The 20,749-nt window shown below is 73.1% G+C and carries 20 protein-coding genes; 14 read left to right on the plus strand and 6 right to left on the minus strand.

Annotation, left to right across the window (positions count from 1 at the left end; genetic code table 11):
* The first annotated feature begins 229 nt into the window (after window positions 1-229).
* Entirely contained in the window at window positions 230-616 is a 387-nt protein-coding gene (locus tag EIO00_RS10690; protein WP_140177765.1) for an SCO5389 family protein, read from the plus strand.
* A 215-nt stretch (window positions 617-831) separates the two neighbouring features.
* On the opposite strand, the gene EIO00_RS10695 is transcribed toward EIO00_RS10690, so the two are convergent.
* Complete coding sequence (locus tag EIO00_RS10695) at window positions 832-1,866, minus strand: LLM class flavin-dependent oxidoreductase (RefSeq protein WP_140177710.1); 1,035 nt, start codon at window positions 1,864-1,866, stop codon at window positions 832-834.
* Between the two features lie 56 nt (window positions 1,867-1,922).
* Between EIO00_RS10695 and EIO00_RS25600 the strand changes: the two genes are divergently transcribed.
* The 4 genes from EIO00_RS25600 (at window position 1,923) to EIO00_RS10715 (ending at window position 6,011) form a co-directional block, all read left to right on the plus strand.
* Window positions 1,923-3,605 (plus strand): 3-hydroxyacyl-CoA dehydrogenase family protein, encoded by a 1,683-nt coding sequence (locus tag EIO00_RS25600; RefSeq protein WP_140177712.1) that lies wholly within the window; start codon window positions 1,923-1,925, stop codon window positions 3,603-3,605.
* 85 nt (window positions 3,606-3,690) lie between these two features.
* Window positions 3,691-4,011, plus strand: a complete 321-nt coding sequence (locus EIO00_RS10705; protein ID WP_140177714.1) for an ATP/GTP-binding protein — start codon at window positions 3,691-3,693, stop codon at window positions 4,009-4,011.
* Between the two features lie 233 nt (window positions 4,012-4,244).
* Entirely contained in the window at window positions 4,245-4,961 is a 717-nt protein-coding gene (locus EIO00_RS10710) for an alpha/beta hydrolase (RefSeq protein ID WP_140177716.1), read from the plus strand.
* Between the two features lie 258 nt (window positions 4,962-5,219).
* Window positions 5,220-6,011, plus strand: coding sequence for an alpha/beta fold hydrolase (locus EIO00_RS10715; RefSeq protein WP_140177718.1), 792 nt, complete (start codon window positions 5,220-5,222; stop codon window positions 6,009-6,011).
* Window positions 6,012-6,146: 135 nt separating this feature from the next.
* On the opposite strand, the gene EIO00_RS10720 is transcribed toward EIO00_RS10715, so the two are convergent.
* Both EIO00_RS10720 and EIO00_RS10725 read right to left on the minus strand, forming a co-directional pair.
* Window positions 6,147-7,568 (minus strand): AI-2E family transporter, encoded by a 1,422-nt coding sequence (locus EIO00_RS10720; protein WP_140177720.1) that lies wholly within the window; start codon window positions 7,566-7,568, stop codon window positions 6,147-6,149.
* Window positions 7,569-7,714: 146 nt separating this feature from the next.
* Window positions 7,715-9,025, minus strand: coding sequence for a DivIVA domain-containing protein (locus tag EIO00_RS10725; RefSeq protein ID WP_140177721.1), 1,311 nt, complete (start codon window positions 9,023-9,025; stop codon window positions 7,715-7,717).
* A gap of 448 nt (window positions 9,026-9,473) precedes the next feature.
* On the opposite strand from EIO00_RS10725, the gene EIO00_RS10730 reads away from it, so the two are divergent.
* Window positions 9,474-9,983: a hypothetical protein gene (locus EIO00_RS10730; protein ID WP_140177723.1), complete on the plus strand. Its 510-nt coding sequence runs from the start codon at window positions 9,474-9,476 to the stop codon at window positions 9,981-9,983.
* On the plus strand, window positions 9,983-11,071 hold the full coding sequence (locus EIO00_RS10735; RefSeq protein WP_140177725.1) for an OmpA family protein: 1,089 nt from the start codon (window positions 9,983-9,985) through the stop codon (window positions 11,069-11,071). Before EIO00_RS10730 ends, EIO00_RS10735 begins: the two co-directional genes overlap by 1 nt.
* A 123-nt stretch (window positions 11,072-11,194) precedes the next feature.
* Here EIO00_RS10735 and mce read toward each other — a convergent pair whose 3' ends face one another.
* The gene (gene mce, locus EIO00_RS10740) at window positions 11,195-11,635 is read right to left on the minus strand and encodes a methylmalonyl-CoA epimerase (RefSeq protein ID WP_140177727.1); all 441 of its coding nucleotides are present in this window, start codon (window positions 11,633-11,635) and stop codon (window positions 11,195-11,197) included.
* 167 nt (window positions 11,636-11,802) lie between these two features.
* Here mce and EIO00_RS10745 point away from each other — a divergent pair, with 167 nt between their 5' ends.
* Entirely contained in the window at window positions 11,803-12,993 is a 1,191-nt protein-coding gene (locus EIO00_RS10745) for an acetyl-CoA C-acetyltransferase (protein ID WP_140177728.1), read from the plus strand.
* Between the two features lie 537 nt (window positions 12,994-13,530).
* Window positions 13,531-14,205, plus strand: a complete 675-nt coding sequence (locus tag EIO00_RS24160; RefSeq protein WP_161602690.1) for a hypothetical protein — start codon at window positions 13,531-13,533, stop codon at window positions 14,203-14,205.
* A gap of 219 nt (window positions 14,206-14,424) precedes the next feature.
* Here the strand turns inward: EIO00_RS24160 and EIO00_RS10755 are convergent, their stop codons facing one another.
* Window positions 14,425-15,162, minus strand: coding sequence for an ATP-binding cassette domain-containing protein (locus EIO00_RS10755; RefSeq protein ID WP_140177730.1), 738 nt, complete (start codon window positions 15,160-15,162; stop codon window positions 14,425-14,427).
* 407 nt (window positions 15,163-15,569) lie between these two features.
* Here EIO00_RS10755 and EIO00_RS10760 point away from each other — a divergent pair, with 407 nt between their 5' ends.
* From EIO00_RS10760 to EIO00_RS10770, 3 genes are all read left to right on the plus strand, one after another.
* Complete coding sequence (locus EIO00_RS10760; RefSeq protein WP_140177732.1) at window positions 15,570-16,499, plus strand: tetratricopeptide repeat protein; 930 nt, start codon at window positions 15,570-15,572, stop codon at window positions 16,497-16,499.
* A gap of 37 nt (window positions 16,500-16,536) precedes the next feature.
* Window positions 16,537-17,193 (plus strand): cytidylate kinase-like family protein, encoded by a 657-nt coding sequence (locus EIO00_RS10765; RefSeq protein WP_140177734.1) that lies wholly within the window; start codon window positions 16,537-16,539, stop codon window positions 17,191-17,193.
* Between the two features lie 202 nt (window positions 17,194-17,395).
* On the plus strand, window positions 17,396-18,799 hold the full coding sequence (locus EIO00_RS10770; RefSeq protein WP_140177736.1) for an NAD-dependent malic enzyme: 1,404 nt from the start codon (window positions 17,396-17,398) through the stop codon (window positions 18,797-18,799).
* A gap of 2 nt (window positions 18,800-18,801) precedes the next feature.
* On the opposite strand, the gene EIO00_RS24165 is transcribed toward EIO00_RS10770, so the two are convergent.
* Window positions 18,802-19,452 (minus strand): hypothetical protein, encoded by a 651-nt coding sequence (locus EIO00_RS24165; RefSeq protein WP_161602691.1) that lies wholly within the window; start codon window positions 19,450-19,452, stop codon window positions 18,802-18,804.
* 166 nt (window positions 19,453-19,618) lie between these two features.
* On the opposite strand from EIO00_RS24165, the gene EIO00_RS10785 reads away from it, so the two are divergent.
* Both EIO00_RS10785 and EIO00_RS10790 read left to right on the plus strand, forming a co-directional pair.
* Complete coding sequence (locus tag EIO00_RS10785; RefSeq protein WP_140177739.1) at window positions 19,619-20,194, plus strand: YqgE/AlgH family protein; 576 nt, start codon at window positions 19,619-19,621, stop codon at window positions 20,192-20,194.
* A 10-nt stretch (window positions 20,195-20,204) separates the two neighbouring features.
* Entirely contained in the window at window positions 20,205-20,456 is a 252-nt protein-coding gene (locus EIO00_RS10790) for a DUF3039 domain-containing protein (protein WP_140177741.1), read from the plus strand.
* Window positions 20,457-20,749: the final 293 nt, after the last annotated feature.

Raw genomic sequence — 20,749 nt, forward strand, 5'->3', positions numbered from 1 at the left:
CCGATCCGGCGGGGGGTCGGCGCGGATACTCCGGTTCTTTCGTGCAATAGGCATCGACGGTGTCGATCCGGGAGGAAAGCATAACCGCATCCGCCGACATTCTCCGGGACCGCGGATCGGTGATCGGCGATGCTGTCAAGGCTGGAATTCACCGGATCCGCTGGTTAACGTCACGGGAGTTGCGGGGCTCATCGCCCGGTGTGCTCATATGCCTACGGAAGGGAAGACCATGTCCCTTGACGTGTCCCCCGAACTGCTCGAGAAGGCGCAGCACGGAGAGGTCGACGACGCGGAGTTCGTGGAGTGCATCCGCACCTCGCTGCCGTACGCCTGGAACACCATCAGCGGCTTGGTCACGCGCTACCGGGTGGAGGGCGGGGAGTTCGTCGACAACCAGGTGCCGCCGCCCGACGAGCAGGCCCGCGGCCAGCTGCTGCGGGTGCTGGCCAGCGACGCGATGCGCGGCGCTTTGGAACGTCACTTCGGCGTGAAACTGGCGTTCCAAAATTGCCACCGGGTGGCCGTCTTCCCCAGCGGCGAGACCCCGGCGTACCGCCGCTTCATCACCGCTCGCGAGCAAATTCTCAATCAGTCGCCTGAACTGCGCGATTGCTGATCGACTGATGATCGGTCGCTGATCGGCTGCTGATCGGCTGCTGATCGGCCGGACGGTTTCCCCATGTCGTTCCATGGCCGTCGGCCGGCCGAACCGGGCCGAGCCGGGTCGAGGCTCGCCGGACCCGGCCGACCGGCCCCGCCGGGGTCCGGTCGCACGAGGCCGTGCCGGACGGCCGTGCGTCCGGGGCGCGGTCGCCGGGTCGCGTCGCGGCGTCATCCGGCCGGGCCCGCACGGTCCGGCCGGTGCCGCTCGTCCCGGGCGCCCGACGAGACGGCCGCCCGGACGCGGGGGAGGACCTCCTCGCCCAGACGTGCGATGTTCTCCAAGGAGGCCTCCCGGGATCCCGCGGCCTCCACCATCAGCAGGATGTGCCGGATCCCGGTGCGCTCCACCGTGGCGCAGATCGCCTCCGCGCAGTCGTCGGGCGTCCCCACCGGATGCAGCTCGCACAGCCGGCGTGCGTAGGCGTGCGGGTCGCGACGCCGCCGCGGCCGGTCGTCCAGTGGGACATAGCCCTCCAGGCCGGGGCCGAGCCAACGCGGCATCTCCTCCGTCACCAGCCGCACGGCGGCCTCCCGGGTGTCGGCGACCTGGGCCAGGGCCGCAGAGACGTGCGGCGCGGGCCGGCCGTAGCGCGCGACCGCCTCGGCCTTCTCCTCGTCGCCGACGTGCATGCCGAGCAGCATGGGCAGCCCGCGGGCCGCCGCCAGCGCCTCCGTGGCCGGCGAGGTGCAGGCGACGAACACCGGGATCGGATGGGCGGTGCGCGGTACCACCGGCACCTCACGGAACGCGAAGTGCTCTCCCGACCAGCCCACCCGTTCCGACCCCAGCCAGGCCAGCAGCAGGTCCAGCGCCTCGGCGAAACCGCGCTCATAGCGGTCCAGCCCGGTGCCGAACACCTCCAGGTCCCGCCACGGCCCGCCCCGCCCCACGCCCAGCCGGAGACGGCCCCCGGACACCGCCGCCAGCATCGCGGCCTGCTCGCCGAGGGCCACCGGGTGCTGGGTGGACAGCACGCTCACGGCCGTGCCCACGGCGATGCGGGAGGTCGCCCCCAGCAGGAACCCGGCGAGGGTGATCGCGGACGGGCACACCCCATAGGACATGAAGTGGTGCTCGGCCACCCACACCTCGTCGAACCCCGCCCGTTCCGCCGCGACGGCGGCCTCGACGGTGCGCGCGAGGGCGTCGTCGTCGGAGCGGCCGGGGAACCGGGTGGCCAACAGGAAGACTCCACAGCGCACCCTGCTACACCTACCCCACGACCGGCCCCGGCGGGTGCTCTGGGAGACTGCCGGGCATGAGTGGTGGTTCGTTCAGCAAGGTGGGAGTCGTCGGCCTGGGCACCATGGGCGCGGGCATCGCCGAGGTGCTCGCCCGAGGAGGCCTGAGCGTCGTCGGCATCGAGGTCAACGACGAGGCGCTGGAGCGGGGACGCGGTCATCTGGACCGGTCCACCGGCCGTGCGGTCAAGCGCGGCAAGCTCACCGAGGACCAGCGGCGGGAGATCCTCGACCGCATCGCCTTCTCCACCGCGTTCGCCGACCTGGCCGACTGCGACCTGGTCATCGAGGCCGTTCCGGAGCGGCTGGACCTCAAGCGGCGGGTGTTCGCCGAGCTGGACCGGGTCTGTCGGAAGGACGCGGTGCTGGCGACCAACACCTCCTCGCTGTCGGTCACCGAGATCGCCGTCTCCACCGCGCGTCCCTCCCAGGTCGTCGGGGTGCACTTCTTCAACCCCGCGCCGGTGATGAGGCTGGTGGAGGTCATCAAGACCGTCCTCACCGACCCCGCCGCCGTCGCCCGGGTGGCGGACCTGGCGCGTTCGCTGGGCAAGACCCCGGTGACGGTGGGGGACCGCGCGGGGTTCGTGGCCAACCGCCTGCTGTTCGGGTACCTGAACCAGGCCGCCGCCATGTACGAGTCGGGGCATGCGTCCGCAGAGGACATCGACACCGCCATGACGGTGGGGGCGGGTCTGCCGATGGGGCCGTTCACCCTCATGGACCTGATCGGGCTGGACACCTGCCTGGAAGTGCTGGAGGCCGTCCACCGCGAGTCGCGGGACCGGCGGCACGCGCCCGCCCCCGTGCTGCGCGAGCTGGTCGCCGCGGGACTGCTGGGGCGCAAGACGGGACGCGGCTTCTACTCCTACGACTCCGCCGAGGGGAAGGCCGGGGAGGAGGCCGCCCCGTCGGAGGAGGTCCCGCGGCCGGTGGTGGGCGTGGTGGGCTCCGGGCCGCTCGCGGTGGAGATCGTCGCCCGATGCGCCCGAGCGGGATCCCGGGTCCGTCATGCGGCCGGGACGGAGGACGGGGCCGACTCGGTCCGCGCCGCCCTGGCCGACTCGCTCGACGCCGACGAGCTGGCCCGGGTCACCGGCGGCGCGGAGCCGGGCGACCTCGCCGACTGCGACCTGATCATCGAGGCGGTGGCCGAGGACGCGTCCGTGAAGCGCTCGGTGCTGGCGGCCCTGGGCGAGGCGGCCCGGCCCGGCGCGGTGCTGGCCACCACCGCCTCCACCGGAGGCGTCATCGAGTCGGCCATGGCCACCGGCCGTCCCGCCGACGTGGTGGGGCTGCACTTCCCCGAGATCCGGGGCGCGCTGGTCGAGGTCGTCTCCACCGTCGTCACCGCCCCCCGGACCGCGGAACGCGCCGCCGCGCTGGCCGCCGAGGTCGGCCTGACCCCCGTGCGGTGCCGGGACCGGGCCGGGTTCATCGTGGACGCGCTGCGCTTCCCCTACCTGAACGACGCCGTCCGCATGCTGGAGGCCGGGTACGCCGACGCCGACTCCATCGACGCCGCCATGACGCTCGGCTGCGGCTACCCCTCCGGCCCGATCGCCGACCTGGACCGGCTGGGGCCGGACCGCGCCGTGGCCGTCCTGCGCGCCCTCTACGCCGAGAGCCGGGAGGCCGCCCTGGCCCCGGCCCCGCTCCTGGAGGAGCACCGCATCGCGGGCCGCTCGTTCCGCTCCTGACCGCGTGCGTCCGGCCGGGGCCGGCGGCGGGCCCGATCGCCCCGGCCGGGCGGAGTCCCGAAGGGCGGCCTTAGTCTGGAGTGCCATGAGCCCCCGCAGGAACAGACGGCGACCCGAGGACGCCCGCCGATCACCGGTCGCCATGTCGTTCTTCGGGCTCGAGGGCCGGGAGGAGTGGCCGGACGGCGAGTGGATCGTCCGGACGATCGCCCCGGCGAACGCCGTCAAGACCTACCGCTGCCCGGGGTGCGACCACGAGATCGCGCCGGGGGTCGGGCACGTGGTGGCCTGGCCCGCGGAGCCGGACGGCGCCGAGGACCGCCGTCACTGGCACACGCCGTGCTGGCGTTCCCGCCTCCACCGCAGACCCAGGATCCAGCGGTCCCGCAACGGTCCCCGCTACTGAGGCACGACCGGGCCGGGACTCCGGCCCCGCGCCGTGCGCGTCGGCCCGTCCCGACCCGAATCGGCCCGCCGGGCCGCCGGTCCGGTCCGCCGTCCTGCCAGGATGTCGTGACGGCCCGGGCCGTCGTCGCACGGCGCCGGATGAGCACCGGGCGGGAGACGGGTCGCGCGGCCGACCGGCGGGCGTCCCGGAAGCAGGCGTCAGGTGGGATGTCGAATCCTCGAGGGAGGGTGATGGGGGAGATCAGGGCGGGCACGGTGCTGCCCGCGACGCGCACGGACATCACGTTGCACACCGCCGACGGGCTGGAGCTGGTCGGCGAGCTGGCCGTGCCGGAGGGACGGCCGCCGGCGGCGACGCTGGTGTGCCTGCACCCGCTGCCCACGCACGGCGGCATGATGGACAGCCACGTGCTCCGCAAGGCCGCATACCGGCTGCCCGCGCTGGCCGATCTGGCCGTGCTCCGCTTCAATACGCGCGGCACCGAGTCCGAACGCGGACGCAGCCAGGGCGAGTTCGGCGAGGGGGAGACCGAGCGGTACGACGTGGCCGCCGCGCTGGAGTACGCCGAGTACCACGACCTGCCGCACCCGTGGCTGCTCGGCTGGTCGTTCGGCACCGAGCTGGCCCTCAAGTGGGGGCGGGACCCGCTCGTCGAAGGGCTGATCCTGCTGAGCCCGCCGCTCCACCGCGCCACCGACGCCGACCTCGACGCCTGGGCCGCCGACGGCCGCCCGGTGGTCGCGCTCGTCCCCGAGCACGACGACTACCTGCCCCCCGCCCAGGCCCGGGAGCGCTTCAAGCGCATTCCACAGGCCGAGGTCGTCGGCGTGGACGGCGCCAAGCACCTGTGGGTGGGCGAGCCGTATGTCCGCATCGTGCTCAATGAGATCGTTCGTCGGATCGCCCCGCACGCGTACCCTCTCCCCGAGCACTGGCCTCCAGCCTGACGCCGCCCGACGGCCGCGCGTGCGGACGCGCCTCGCGGTCATCGGTGCGACGGCGTGCGGGGCGGACCGGGCGATCGCCCGGTCCGATGTGGCGGACGGTCGTCGTGGGGAGGCCGGTGGCGGTCATGTTCTTGGGGGTTCGCGAAATTTGAGTGACGATTGGTTGATCGTCCCGATGGACGGGGACTGCCGCAGACACCGACCGAGGAGGACTCAGGCCGAGATGAAGCAGTGGGTGCGCCGTGCCGGGGAGGCCCGATGACCGTGCAGCTGCATGCCAGGGACGTCGGGGCGGGAACTCCGCTGGTGCTGTTGCACGCGTTTCCGCTGTCGTCGGCGATGTGGCTGCCGCAGCGGGAGGACCTCGGCCGCAGATTCCGCGTGATCACTCCCGACCTGCGCGGGTTCGGCGGCTCGGTGCTCGGTGAGGACGAGCCCTCCGTCGACCGCATGGCCGACGACGTGGCGGAGCTGTTGCAGCGCAAGGGCGTCGACCGGGCGGTGGTCTGCGGCGTGTCGATGGGCGGGTACGTCGCGATGGCGTTGTGCCGCAGACATCCCGAGATCCCGCTGGGGCTGGTCCTGGCCGACACCAAGGCGAGCGCCGACTCCGAGGAGGTCCGTCGGAACCGCCTGCGGCAGGCCGAACGCCTCGAGGAGGACGGCGACGCCCGGGTGCTCCTGGAGGAGGTGCTCCCACTGCTGCTGGGCCCCACCACCATGCAGCAGCGTGCGCTCGTCTACGGCCGGGTCCGCGGCCTCGTCCAGTCCGCCCCGGCGCGTGCGGCGGCCTGGGCGCTGCGGGCCATGGCGGCGCGCGACGCCTCCTTCGACACCCTCCGCGGCGTCCGGGTGCCGGCCCTGGTCCTGCGCGGGGAGGAGGACGGGCTGTCCACCGAGGCCGACGCCCGGGCCATGGCCGACGCCCTGCCCGACGCCGAGCTGCAGACCATCTCCCGGACCGGCCATCTTCCCCCGGTCGAGCAGCCCGAGCCGTTCAACCGGGCTCTCGAGGAGTTCGTCGCGGCGCTCTCCCGCACCGTGGGCTGAGCGGCGGGCGGACGTGCGGATCATGGGCTCGGCGACCCGCCGACGGGGCGGGTCGCCGAGCGGCGTCGCATGCCCCCCGGGCGCCTCGTCCGGAGCGCCTCCGCCCCGGGCCGCCTGAAGCCCGCCCGAGCGCCGCTAGAGGGTGTCCTGCCGGGGGATGACGACCTCCCGGATGATCAGGGCGAGGGCGGCCGCGGTGGGGATGGCCAGCAGGGCGCCCACGATCCCCAGGAGGGCGCCGCCGATGAGGGCGGCGATGACGGTGACGGCGGGCTGGACGTCGACGGCGCGCTTCATGATGCGCGGTTGGATCAGGTAGTTCTCGATCTGCTGGTAGACGACGAAGAAGATCACGCAGATGATGCCGGTCCACAGCCCGTCGAAGAACGCCACCGTGCAGGCCAGGGTCGCGCCGATGGTGGCGCCGACCAGCGGGATGAGGGCGGTCAGCCCGACGAACAGCGCCAACGGCAGCGCGAACGACACGTTCATGATCGACAGGAAGACGTAGGCGGTGGTGCCCGCGATCAGCGCCACGGTCACGCTGCCCGCCACGTACCCGCCGATGCGCGCCAGGATCTCGTCGCCGAGCAGGGCGATCCGGGCGCGGCGGGAACGGGGGACCAGCCGGTAGAAGAACGTCTTGATAGTGGGCAGCGAGCTGAGGAAGTACAGCGTCAGGATCAGCACCGTGAGGGTGTTGAACACCCCGCCGGCCACCGCCCGCCCGACCCCGAGCGCCCCGCCGACGAGCTTCTGCCCGAAGCCCGGGTCGGTGACGGCCTCCTGGGCCTTGCTCAGCAGCTGGAACTCACGGTCCAGCTCGCGGATGCGCTCGTTCTCCCCCAGCTGCTCGATATAGGTGGGCAGATGGTTGATGAAGTTGGTGATCTGCTCGGTGAGCGGGGGGATGACCGCGAAGCCCACGCCCACGAAGCCCAGCACCAGCGCCAGGAAGACCACCGCCACCGCCCCGCTGCGCGGCAGCCGGGCCCGCTGGAGCCGTTCCACCGCCGGGTTCAGCCCGACCGCCAGGAACATCGACACCACGATCAGCACGATCACGCTCCGGGCGTCGAGCAGGGCCTGCACCAGCATCCACGCGGTGATCACGCCGAGCGCCGCCACGAACCCGAACACGAACGGGTGCGTCCTCCCCAGCGGCTGTCCCGGCAGCCCGAACGGCGCCTGGCCGTCCGCCCCGGCCTCGCGTCTGCGCTGCTCCAGGTCCACCGACGGGTCCGGTTCCGGGGCCGGTTCCCGCGCCCGCCCGGGGGCGGGCGGCGCCTCCTCGCCCGCCTGCCGCGCCTCCTCCTCGGCCGTCCGCCGCGGGGCGCCGTCCTCCCGGCCGCCGGCCGTCCCGCCGCCGGTCGCGCGATCCGTCCCCTCGGTCGGACCGGGGGCGGACCGCTCGCCCGCGCCGTCGCCGGCGGAGCCGCGCCGGGCGTCGTCGCGTTCGCCGGAGGGCGGGCCGTCGACAGGACGGGCGGGGGCGGGGACGTGCGGGGCGGAGGAGGGCGTGGCCTTGGGGTCGGTGGGAGCGTTGTCGTCGGGCACGCCTTCTCCTCGATGCCGATGGTCGATCTGGGCGACAGGTGCGATTGTCGGCCCTAGACGACGAGAAGCCTAGAGGGACGCGCGCCCTCCAGGCTTCTCGCGGATGCGGTCCGGCGGTTCAGAACCGGTGGTTCAAGACCGGCGGGTCACTCCTGCCACCAGTCCTCGTCCTCGTCCTCCTGCTTGGCCTTGGCCGCGCTCGCCTTGGCGGCGGCGGGCTGCTGCTTGGGGGCGGGCTTGGCGGCGGGCTTGGACTCCGACGCCGGGGCGGGGATGGCCTTCTCCTGCAGGGCGGGGGCCTCCTCGACGGCCGGCATCATGCCGCCGCCCAGCAGCTGGCGCAGCTGGTTGAGGTGGCTGGTGATGCTGTCGCGCTGGCGGGTGAGCTCGTCGACCTGACGCTGCGCGGCGGTGCGGATCCGCTCGGCCTCGGCCTTGGTCTCCGCCAGCAGCTGTTCGGCCTGGGCCTTGGCCTCGGCGATGATCTGGTCGGAGTTCTTGCGGGCGTTGGCCATCAGCTGCTTGGCGTGCTGGTCGGCCTCGCGCCGGGTCTGCTCGGCCTGCTGGGTGGCCTTGGCCGCGCGCTGCTCGGCGGAGGCGGCGCGCTGCTCGGCCTCGGCGACCATCTTCTGGGTGGCGGCCTGGGCGGCGGCGTGCCGCTCGGCGTCCTGCCGGTCGGCCTCCTCGCGGCGGGCGGCCAGCTGGATCTCGAACTCGGCCTCGGCCTGGGCGCGCTGCGCCTCGCTCTCCTCCAGGATCCGCTGGGCCTGAGCGCGCATCTCGTCGGCCTGGCGCTTGGCGGTGGTGAGGATCTCGTCCCGCTCGCGCTTGGTGGAGGCCCGCAGCTGGGCGACCTCGCGCTCGGTGGTGGTGCGGAGCTTGGCGATCTCCCGCTCGGCGGCGGCGCGCTTCTCGGCGACCTCGTGGTCGGCGGTGGCGCGCAGCTTGGCGACCTCGCGCTCGGTGGTGGAGGTGAGCTCCTCGGCCTCGCGGCGGGCCGCGGTGCGGACCTCCTCGGCCTCCCGCTCGGCGGCCTGGCGCATGTCCTCGCACTCGCGCTGGGCCTGGGCGCGCAGCTCCGCGGCCTCGTTCTCGGCGGTGGCGCGCAGCTCGGCGGCGTCCACCTTGGCGGCGGCCTTGATCTCGTTGGCCTCGCTCCGGGCGGCCTGGACCAGCTCGGTGGCCTGCTCCTCGGCCAGCCGCAGCAGCTGCTCGATGCGGGCCCCGAGACCGGAGTAGGTGGGGCGTTCCTGCTCCTGGAGCTGGCGGTGCGCGTCGGACAGCTCGCGCTGCAGGGCCTGGTTCTGCTCCCGGACCTGGCGCACCTCGTTCTGGAGCTTCTCGATGTGCTGGTCGACTTGGTGCCGGTCGTAGCCGCGGAGCACCACGTCGAACTCGCGTGGGGAAGACGTCTCTTCGAAGAAGTTGCTGAGCTGGGCGTCGATGTCGGACTGCATGTGGCTCAATCCTGGGCTGTGACGGGGCTACGGGGTCCTGGGGCCGGTTGATCGCCTGGACGTGCGGTTCGGCCTACGGGCGACCCCAGACCTCTTCCGGCGAAAGGCAGCGTACTCCCGCCGGTGCCTTGTTGGGGGCTCATCTGAACGTGCTGCGTGTAATGTCTGATTTGTCGGATCGGCAGGAGCGTTCCGGGAAGGCCTGGGAGCAGGGGGGCAAAGAGTGCATGGTGGTCCTAACCGCCACACTGTGGTCCTTCATCGCCACGCTCCGCAACCCGTGATTTCAATCACGTCACAATCCGATCATCAATCGGAGTCGTCCGCTCAGGCGTCTTCAAGTCCGATGATCGTCTGATCACTTGTGATCAGGCCGACAGGCTTCGTGAACGCAACCCAACCCCTCGGAGGTATCCCTATGCGTCGTTCGCTCGGAGCCGGCGCCCTTGTGCTCGCGGGGCTCCTGACGGCCGGCTGTTCCCTCTTCGGCGACGACGGTCCCCCGCCGACCCAGATCCCCAAGGCGGAGATCGGGAACGACAACCACGTCAAGGGAGCCATCGCCAAGGCCGTGCAGCCCTACCGCGGCCACGACGTCTACGTGGACATCCTCTCGCTGCGGCGCTACGGGAAGGTGGCGCGGCTGGTCTACGCGGTCACCCCGCGGGCCAAGACCAACACCGATGAGCTGCCCAGGCAGACCTTCGGCGGCAGCTACCTCAACCCCAACGCGGGCGCCCCCACCCTCATGGACACCAAGAACCTGCGCGTCTACGACCGGCTGAGCATCGGCAGCGGGGACGACGCCACCTGCGCCTGCACCCGGCTGAAGGACGACTACCCCCTGGACCAGCCCACCGTCCTGTACGCCGACTACCCGGCCCCGCCGGAGTCGGTGAAGGAGGTGACCGTGATCATGCCCGTGGTCGGGCCCATGCCGGGGGTGAAGATCTCCTGATGCGCGCTCGTACCGTCATCGCCGGAACGGCCCTCGTCACGCTGCTGGCCTCCGCCCTCGCGGGGACCGCCGAGGCGGAGCCCACCCCCAGCCCCACCGACTGGCCCTCCCCGGGCGTCGACCACCAGGGCAAACGGGCCGAGGTGGGCGAACCGCGCGTCATCCAGATCCCCAACCCGGGCACCGTTCAGCTCAACCGCAAGCCCTACACGCCGATCGAGGAGACCACCGAGAGCGGCCGCAAGTCCTTCACCCTCCAGGCCGACGTGCTGTTCAAGACCGGCAGCGCGGACCTGACCCCGGCGGCCGAGAGGTACCTGGCCGAGGTCGTCGAGAAGCTCAAGGCCGCCGGCGTCACCGGCGAGGTCAAGGTGGTCGGCCACACCGACGACGTGGGCGAGCCGGACGCCAACATGACCCTGTCCAAACAGCGCGCCGACTCCGTCGTGCAGGCGATGCAGCCGCAGCTGGCCAACACCGGCATCACGCTGCAGGCCGAGGGCAAGGGGGAGACCCAGCCGCGCGTCAGGGGCACCTCCCCCCAGGCGCGCCAGCGCAACCGCCGGGTCTCGATCCTCTACGGCGAGGCCTCCGACCGACCCGCACCGCCCGACCCGGACGCCATCGGCGTGCCGATCACCGAACCCGCCCCCAACCCGGGACTTCGGCCGCTGCCGGGAGAGCCCGCCCCCCTGGCCTCCACCCAGCGCACCATCAAGAACACCTGGACGGTGCGGCTGGACGTGGTGGAGCTGCAGACCATGGGACCGTTCCTGCGGGTCGGCTACCGGGTGCGGCTGGTCAACCGGTCCCCGGGCAGCAACGAGCTGTACTACGCCGCCCTGTTCAACGGCGGTCTCTACAACGACAAGGACTACACGGCCCAGCTGATCGACAAGGCCCACGGCGAGGTCCTGAACGTGGCGATCACCGGGCAGGGCCGCCCGCTGCGGGACTGGGAGGAGAGCGAGCGCGTCGGGGCCGTCAAGTACGGCTGGGCCCTGTTCCCGCAGCCCAGCCGGAAGACCGACCGGCTGTCGTTCTACATCCCCGCCTTCGGCGTCCTGGACGACCTGCCGGTGAAGTGACGCCGCACCCAGGGGCCGAGCGCCCGCGGGCGGGACGGGTCCTCGCCGTCCCGCCCGCGCCGCGCCCGGGGCCCTCCGGTCACCGCCGCGGGCCGGTGCGACGGCGCCGGAGGCCGCGGGCCTTCAGCGCCCGGCCGTCTTGGGCACGGCCTGGACCAGCTCGGTCAGCACCCCGCCGCAGTCCTTGGGGTGCAGGAAGTTGATGCGCGAGCCCATCGAGCCGCGGCGCGGGGCGTCATAGAGCACCCGGACCCCCTTGGCGGCGATGCCCTCGGCCTCCTCCTGCACGTCGCCGTCGGTGCCGAAGGCGATGTGGTGCACGCCCTCGCCGTTCTTGGCCAGGAACTTGGCGATGGGCGAGTCGTCGCGGATCGGCTCCAGCAGCTGCAGGTAGGTGGCGCCGCCGTCACCGGCGTCGTTGATCTTGAGCATCGCCTCCCGGACGCCCTGCTCCTCGTTGACCTCGATGTGGACGTCGGTGAACCCGTAGGTGCGGCGGTAGAACTCCACGGCGGCGTCCAGGTCGCGGCAGGCGATCCCGATGTGGTCGATCCGGGTCAGCATGGACGGGTCCTCTCCTTCGGCGGCCGGTGCGGCGGCCGGACCGTCCCGTCGTCGGCCGGTCCTTCCGGCCGACGGCCGGCGTTGGGGCGGGGCGGCCGGATCCGCTTCGGTTCGTCCTGGGTATCGTGACAAACGTCGCAGCCCGACATTGTTGGAGGCCCCTAGTCATGCCCGTGAACTCGGTGATCGTCGCCGGAGCCCGCACCCCGATCGGTCGGTTGTCCGGCTCGTTGAAGGACTTCACCGCTCCGGAGCTCGGCGGCATCGCCATCAAGGCCGCCCTGGAGCGCGCCGGGATCACCGGCGACCAGGTGCAGTACGTGATCATGGGACAGGTGCTGCAGGCCGGTGCCGGGCAGATCCCCTCCCGCCAGGCGGCGGTCAAGGCGGGCATCCCGATGCACGTCCCGTCGGTCACCGTCAACAAGGTCTGCCTGTCCGGGCTGAACGCCATCGCGCTGGCCGACCAGCTGATCCGGGCCGGGGAGTTCGACATCGTCGTGGCCGGCGGCATGGAGTCGATGACCAACGCCCCGCACCTGCTGCCCAAGGCCCGGCAGGGCTACAAGTACGGCTCGGTCGAGGTGCTCGACCACATGGCCTACGACGGGCTCACCGACGTGTTCGACGGCTGCTCGATGGGCGAGTCGACCGAACGGTTCAACGCCAAGCTCGGACTGACCCGCGCCGAGCAGGACGAGTTCGCCGCCCGCTCGCACCAGCGCGCCGCCGCCGCGATCAAGAACGGGATCTTCGACGAGGAGATCGTCCCGGTGCCGGTGCCGCAGCGCAAGGGCGAGCCGGTGCCGTTCACCAGCGACGAGGGCGTGCGGCCGGACACCACGGTGGAGACCCTCGGCCGGCTGCGTCCGGCGTTCACCGACGACGGCACCATCACCGCCGGCTCCTCCTCGCAGATCTCCGACGGGGCCTGCGCCGTGGTGGTGATGTCGGCCGACAAGGCGGCCGAGCTGGGCCTGACCCCGCTGGCCGAGATCGGCGCGCACGGCAACGTGGCCGGCCCGGACAACTCGCTGCAGTCCCAGCCGGCCAACGCCATCAAGCACGCCCTCGCCAAGGAGGGCCTCGGCGTGGACGACCTGGACCTGATCGAGATCAACGAGGCGTTCGCCGCGGTCGCCGTGCAGTCCATGCGCGACCTGGGCGTGGGTCCCGAGAAGGTGAACGTCAACGGCGGCGCGATCGCGCTGGGCCACCCGATCGGCATGTCCGGCGCCCGTATCGTGCTGCACCTGGCGCACGAGCTGAAGCGGCGCGGCGGCGGGATCGGCGCGGCCGGGCTCTGCGGCGGCGGCGGCCAGGGCGACGCCCTGATCGTCCGCGTGCCCAGGAGCTGAGCCCGCCGGCGCCCCCGGCCCGGGAGAGGAGCCCGGGCCGGGGGCGCTCCGGCGCCGACGGGAGGCCCGTTCAGCGGAAGTGCCGGTGGTCCAGGGCGCAGCCGCGGTAGGCGTCGAAATGCTCCNCGGTGGTCCAGGGCGCAGCCGCGGTAGGCGTCGAAATGCTCCGCCAACCAGGCCCGGCGGCGGGTCTCGTCCCAACCGGCGAACCGCCGCGACGCCAGCGCGAATCCGCCGACCGCCGGTGCGCGCACGCTCGCCGCCACCGACGCCGGCTCCAGGCCGCCGGTGGCTGGCCGCGGCGACGAGCTCGCCGTGACCGGCGCCTCCTCACCGCGCAGCCATGCCTCCACCAGGGCCTGATAGGCGCGCCCCCCGGCGCGCCGGGGGTCGGCGCACGCACGGGGGTCGGCCAGCGAGTCCAGGATCTGCCGCACCACCCGCCGCTCGAAGCCGGGGGTCAGCGCCCGGAGGTGGACGTGCGCCACGCCCTGTCGCACACCGGCGGGCTCGTCGTCCGGGCGCTGCATCACCCGGGTGAACGCGGCGGGGGTGGCGGCCAGCCGGGCCGCCAGCGGGGTCAGCGCGTTCTCCAGCGCGGGCAGCCCCGAGTCCAGCGCCGGATGCACGCAGATCGTCAGCGGCCACTGTCGGCACACGTGTCCGACCTGCGCGGGCACGGCCGCCGACCCGGCCGTCGACAGCCGCTGGGTGCCCAGCACGGTCATCGCCAGCGCGCAGGCCAGCGGCAGCGCCAGCCGGCGAAGCCGGGTCAGCGTCCAGACGTGCCCCACCACCAGCGCGGCCGCCAGCCCGATCGACCACAGCAGCTGGCCGGCCGGGATCTGCGGGCGCAGGGTGGTGAACGGCTCCAGCCGGCCCAGCGCGGCCGGGGGCAGCAGGTTCAGCCAGGAGGAGCCGGAGCCGCGCAGCGCCGCCCACAGCCCGGTCAGCCCGAGCGCCGCCGCCGCGGTCAGCGGGTGCGGGACCGCCCGCCCGGCCAGATACCCCACCACCACGTGCAGCGTCACCGCCGCCGCCCCGGCCAGCAGCCCCAGGACGTGCGCCGCGCCCGGCCGTTCCGCCGGCGCCGTCCGGGCGATCACCGCCGCGGCCGCCAGCCCGTACGCCAGCAGCACGGCGTGGGTGAGCAGCAGCAGGTCCAGCAGCGGCCCGGTGGCGGGGGAGCGGGCGGTCAGGTCGCGCAGGTAGCCCAGCCGGTGTTCGCGGACGGCGGGCCAGGCCGCCAGCGCCGCTGACGCGGGTCCCATCCACCGGGCCGCCCCGGTGAGGCCGACCACCGCGTTGTCCCAGCCGCCGGCCCCCGGCAGCATCGCATGCCAGGCGGCGAGGACCCCCGTCGCCGCCAGGGCCGGCACCGCCGCCAGCGGCGCGGCGCGCCGGGCGTCCAGGCGCAGGACCCGGCTCAGGTCAGACACAGACGGCACGACCCAGGACGGGCCGCGGCCGCCTGGGCTGCGCGGCGGGCTCGGCCACGGCGGCGGGGACGGCGGCCGGGTCGGGCTCGGCGGGTTCGACCATCCGGCCCCGGCCGAGCACGAACAGCCGGTCGCACCAGCCGGTCAGGTCCTCCATCCGGCGGGCGGTCACCACCACGGTCGGCGCCAGCGAGCCCAGCAGCGGGATCAGCGCGGCCGCCTCCGCCTCGCCCAGCCCGGTCAGCGGCTCGTCCAGCAGCACCAGATCGGGATCGTGCACGCAGCTGGCCGCCAGCCCGGCGCGCAGCCGCACGTCCGCCGGCAGCAACGCCAGGTCGGTGGTCGCGACCTCGCCGAGCTCCAGCCGCTCCAGCATCGCCTTCGCGGCGCCGGCCGGCACCCGTTTGTAATAAGCGGAATAGGTCACCAGGTCGGACACGGTGAATCCGTGCGTCCGGCAGAACCGATGCGGCAGATAACCGATTCGGGCGCGAACGGCGCGCAGACCGCGTGCACCGTCGATCTCATGGCCGAGAATTTCCAATCTGCCGACGTGCGGCCGGCGCAGCGTCGCGAACGTGGCCAGCAGGGTGGATTTCCCCGTGCCCGGCGGACCGGCCACGCCGATCACACCCCCGGTGACGTCGAGGTCTGCCGGGCGCAGCAGCCACCGTCCCGCGCGGCGGATCCCCATCCCGCGGGCCACGATCGCGGAGTGATCCGCGATCATCGAACCCCCTGAATAACGTCATGCACCCACGACGACACCGCCCGGCCGGGCATTTTTGCCGTCGTAACACGCATCGACCGCAGCACTATAACCGCGCTTGGTGCAAGCTGTCAGCTCCCTTTTGTGAACGGTGTGTCCGCGGGTCAATTCTTTACTCTCCGAAAAATGCTGCTATTTGACAGATGGCGGATTCGCTCCGGGCGCGCCGGTCGGTTCCCGCGGGCGGGGGCGGCGCGGTCCGGGCCTTCAGGCCCCGCACCGCCCTCCGCACGGGCCCGCCGCCGGGTCCGGGAGGCGCGATCGGGCCCCGCCCGGTCCGCGCCTCCCGGGGCGACGGCCCGGGGGCGGACGATCGCCATGGGCGGACACTCGCGCCGCCGCCCGCCGCGATGGGGCAGGATGGAGCCATGCCTTCTCGGGACTTTTCGATCCACGGAGCCATCGACCTGGGCGCCCGCGCCGCCGCCGCCAAGCAGCGGGCCGAGCGCCGGGCGCAGGCCGCCGGCGCGGCGCCGGCCGGCGGCGAGCCCGCCGTGGTGGACGTCACGGACCAGACCTTCAACACCGAGGTGGTCGAGCGGTCCCGCCGGGTCCCCGTGCTGGTGGACTTCTGGGCCCAGTGGTGCGGACCGTGCAAACAGCTCGGTCCGATCCTGGAGAAGCTGGCCGCCGAGTCCGCCGGGCGGTGGGTGCTGGCCAAGGTCGACATCGACGCCAACCCCCAGCTGGCCGCCTACATGCAGCAGATGGGCGTGCGCGGGATCCCGTTCGTGGCCGCGGTGGTCAACGGCCAGCTGCTGCCGTTCCTGAACGGGGCCGCTCCCGAGCCGCAGGTGCGGCAGGCGATCGACCAGCTGTTCGCGGCGCTCCGGCGGGAGGGCATGCTGCCCGAGGGCGGTCCGGCCGCCGACGGCGCGCCCGAGGCCGACCCCCGCTACGCCAAGGCGCAGGAGGCGTTGCAGCGCGGCGACCTGTCCGCCGCCAAGGCGGCGTTCCAGGAGATCCTGGCGGCCGCTCCCAACGACGTCCAGGCCAAGTGCGGGCTGGCGCAGATCGAGCTGAGGGAGCGGGTCGAGAAGCTGAACGCCGCCCAGGTGCTGGCCGACGCCGACGCCAAGCCCCAGGACGTCGCCCTGCAGACTCAGGCCGCCGATGTGGAGATGGCCTCCGGCCGGGTCGAGGAGGCGTTCGAACGCCTGGTGGCCGCGGTCCGCCGCACCGCCGGGGACGATCGCGACACCGCTCGCAAGCACCTGCTGTCGCTGTTCGAGACGCTGCCTCCGGACGATCCGCGGCTGACCAAGGGACGCCGGTCGCTGCAGTCGGCGCTGTTTTGACGGTTCGGCGGTCACGGCACGGCGGCATCATGGGGGTGTGGCCGCGCATGTGGTGACCGTCTCCGCCACGTTCGGCGCGGGAGGCAGCGCGATCGGGCCCGCCGTCGCCGAGCGGCTCGGCGTGCCGTTCGTGGACCGGGCCATCCCGGTGGCGGTGGCCGCGGAGATCGGCTGCACCGTGGAGGAGGCGCTGGCGTACGACGACCGGGCCGAGCACGGGCTGGCCCGGCTGCTGGCCGGTGCCTCCCGGCTGCCGAACGTCACGCTCGGCGGCATGGACGTCTACCTGCCGGATCGGAACCTGCGGCCCGAGGAGGAGTTCGTCGCCCGCACCGAGCAGGTGATCAGGCAGACCGCCGACGCCACCGGCGGGGTGTTCCTCGGCCGGGCCGCCGCCGTGGTGCTGCACGACCGGCCGCACGCCCTGCACGTGCGGCTGGACGGCCCGGCCGACCGGCGGCTGGACCGCGCGCTGCGCTCGGCCGTCCCGGAGCCGGGCCGGGACATGACCGAGTGGCGGCGCCGGATGCGGCGGACGATGGAGCACAACGACCGCGCCCGCGCCGCCTACGTCAAGCACTTCTACCGAGTGGACCCGGCCTCGCCGGGGCTGTACCACATGGTGCTCGACAGCACCCGGCTGCCGGAGGAGACGGTCGTCGACCTCATCGTCGCCGCGGCCCGGGCGGTCTGACGGCCGGACTCCCGCGCCGTCCGGCGCGACCCCGGGCCGAGGGCAATCTGGGACAACGGCCGCGCACGAGCCGGATGACATGGAACGATGTATCCGGGACATCGCCATTCCCCTCCTGGCGCAGCGCCGGGGGCACCGGGGGGCCGACGCCGGGCGCAGAGCCCCCCGGCTGATGCGAGGAACGCCTGAGGGAGCAATCGTCGTGGCCACCGTGCCGAGCGTGTCGTATTCGATCACCGTTCGTCTGGAGGTCCCCGCAGGGGGTCGGGCGGTCAGTCAGATCACTCACGTGGTGGAGAACGCCGGGGGCATCGTCACCGCCCTCGACGTCAACACCGCCGCGCACACCGCGCTGCGCATCGACGTGACCATCGCCACCCGCGACACCGAGCACGCCGAGGCCATCGTGAGCGCCGTGGGCGCCATCGAGGGCGTGCGCATCCACAAGGTCAGCGACCGCACCTTCCTGATGCACCTCGGCGGCAAGATCGAGATGCGCTCCAAGGTGCCGCTGCGCACCCGTGACGAGCTGTCCATGGCCTACACCCCGGGGGTGGCGCGGGTCAGCCTGGCCATCGCCCGCAACCCCGAGGACGTGCGGCGGCTGACCGTCAAGCGCAACAGCGTCGCGGTGGTCACCGACGGTTCGGCGGTGCTGGGGCTGGGCAACATCGGCCCGGAGGCGGCGCTGCCGGTGATGGAGGGCAAGGCGGCGCTGTTCAAACGCTTCGCCGACATCGACGCCTGGCCGATCTGCCTGGACACCCAGGACACCGACGAGATCGTCCGCACCGTGCAGGTCATCGCGCCCGCGTTCGGCGGCATCAACCTGGAGGACATCTCCGCCCCGCGCTGCTTCGAGGTGGAGGCGCGGCTGCGCGAGCTGCTGGACATCCCGGTCTTCCACGACGACCAGCACGGCACCGCGATCTGCGTGCTGGCCGCGCTGACCAACGCGCTGCGGGTGGTCGGCAAGGAGCTGCCCGAGGTGCGGATCGCGATGGCCGGGGCGGGCGCGGCCGGCAGCGCCATCCTGCGGTTGCTGCTGCACGCCGGGGCGCGCCATGTGATCGTCTGCGACTACCGCGGGGCGGTGCACCGGGGCCGCGACGACCTGGACGACTCGCTGCGCTGGATCGCCGACCACACCAACGCCGAGGGGTACTCCGGGGACCTGCGCGGCGCGGTCAAGGGCGCCGACGTGTTCATCGGGGTGTCCGCGCCCGGCATCCTGACCGGCGACGACATCGCGACCATGAACGACGACGCGATCGTGTTCGCGCTGGCCAACCCCGAGCCGGAGGTGTCCCCCGACGACGCCCGCGAGCACGCCGCGGTGGTCGCCACCGGTCGCAGCGACTACCCCAACCAGATCAACAACGTGCTGGCCTTCCCCGGCGTGTTCCGCGGACTGCTGGACGCGCAGGCCAGCGAGGTGACCCAGGACATGCTGCTGGCCGCGGCGCAGGCGCTGGCCGCCGTGGTCACCGACGAGGAGCTCGGCCCCAACTACATCGTGCCGAGCGTGTTCCACCCGGACGTGACGCACGCGGTCGCCGCCGCCGTCCGGGAGGCCGCGGGGGGACGCCCGCGCACCGAGGCCTGATCTCAGCCCTTGTCGAAGATCCGCTCTCGGCGGCGCGGCCAGATCCCGCCGTACCAGACGATGATCGCGCCGGTGATCATCGCCGCCACGCCGGTGGCGGCGCGGGCCCACAGCACCCCGTCGCCCGGCCCGGTGTGCGGCAGCTCCTCCTCCGGCTCAGGACTCGAGGAGGCCGTCCGGCGGCAGTTCGCGGTGCGGGTCGCCTGCTCGACGGGTTCGTTCCGCCAGGTGACGGTGATCCGGGTGCGCCGGTCCTCGCGCAGGGTCAGCCGGGTGGTGCGGCTCTGTCCGGCGTCGATCCGGTCGCCCTTGGGCGCGGCGCCGTCATCGGTCTCCACGGTGTAGTCCTGCACGGCGTCGCCCCGGTTGCGCACGGTCACCACCACCGTGCGGGACGGGCAGTCCACCCGGCCGATCGTCACCCGCAGCGGCTGGGCCGGCGTCGGCCGGCCGGTGGGGGCGGGGGACGGCGAGGCGGTGCCGCCGGGGCTCGTGGCGGTGGCGGAGGGGGCGGCGCCGGAGGGGGATCCGGTGGGGGACGGGCTCTCCGCGGCGTTCGAGCTGCCGCTCATGGTGCGCAGCAGCGCCGGCACCGCGATCAACAGCCCGATGACGAAGAACACCGCAGCGATGATGACCCTGGGCAACTGCATCGCGCTCTCCCGCCCTCGCCGCCTCGGGTAAAGCCCGTGGCCGCCGGTGCCAGATCGTCTTCCGTCCGGTCAATATTCTCCCGATACCCCGGTCGAGGTGAATTCATAACGGCGCAACGCGCCGGGCGAGTGCGGGGGCGCCCCGGCGACCCGCATCATGGAACACATGGACGACGGCATCGAGGTGGGCCGCCTGCTGGTGGCCACTCCCAGGCTCGTGGACCCCAACTTCCGACGCACTGTCGTCCTGGTGGTCGAACACGACGATGCCGAGGGGACCCTCGGAGTGGTGCTGAACCGGCCGACCGAGGTGCCGGTGGAGCAGGTGCTGCCGCCGTGGGCGGAGCTGGTCACCGGCCCGAACGTGGTGTTCCAGGGCGGCCCGGTGGCGCTGGACAGCGCGCTGGCGCTGGCCCGGGTGCCGGCCAAGGAGGAGCCGCTGGGCTGGCGGGCCCTGGACGGGGACACCGAGGTGGGGCGCGTGGGGCTGGTGGATCTGGACGCCCCGCCCGGGCTGCTGGCCGCGGAGGTCCTCCAGCTGCGGGTGTTCGCCGGATACGCCGGCTGGAGCGCGGGTCAGCTCCGGGCGGAGATCGAGGAGGGCGCCTGGTACGTGGTGAACGGGGAGGCCGGCGATGTGTTCGCGGCCGATCCCGAGCGGCTGTGGCAGGCGGTGCTGCGGCGGCAGCCGGGCGATCTGGCGTTCGTCGCGACGTTCCCGGACGATCCGAGCCTGAACTAACCTGGTTCACGTGAGCACAAAGATCCTTCCCGACAGCGATGTCCGGCCCGACCTGTCCCATGGGGACGGCGATCACGAGCGCTTCGCGCACTATGTGCAGAAGAGCAAGATCACTGAGAGCGCGGTGACCGGGACGCCGGTCGTCGCCTTGTGCGGCAAGGTCTGGGTGCCCAGTCGAGACCCCAAGAAGTACCCGGTCTGCCCGGAGTGCAAGGAGATCTACGACGGTCTGCGCCCGGGCGGGGACGACTCCGGCGACTGACGCGCGGGCGGTGCTCGATGCGGGCACCGCCTCTGTCATGTCATAGTTACCGACTGTCACTGCTCGTAAGCGACGGTCGGGGGACACATGACACGGTGCTGCGTCCAGGTCGGGGTATGCGCTCTGTTGATCACTTCCGGTGCATTGGCGAGCACGGCCGGTGACGCCGGTGCCTCCAAAGCCCCGCCGCGCCCCGTGTCCGCCCGGGCGGCCTCCGCGCCCCCCGCCCGCCTCGACCACTGCCCGCCCGGCGCGTCCGCCGCGCACGGCCCCGCCGCGGCCGGCCGGCCGGC

This window comes from Thermomonospora catenispora, assembly GCF_006363815.1.
GTDB classification, from domain to species: Bacteria; Actinomycetota; Actinomycetes; order Streptosporangiales; family Streptosporangiaceae; genus Thermomonospora; species Thermomonospora catenispora.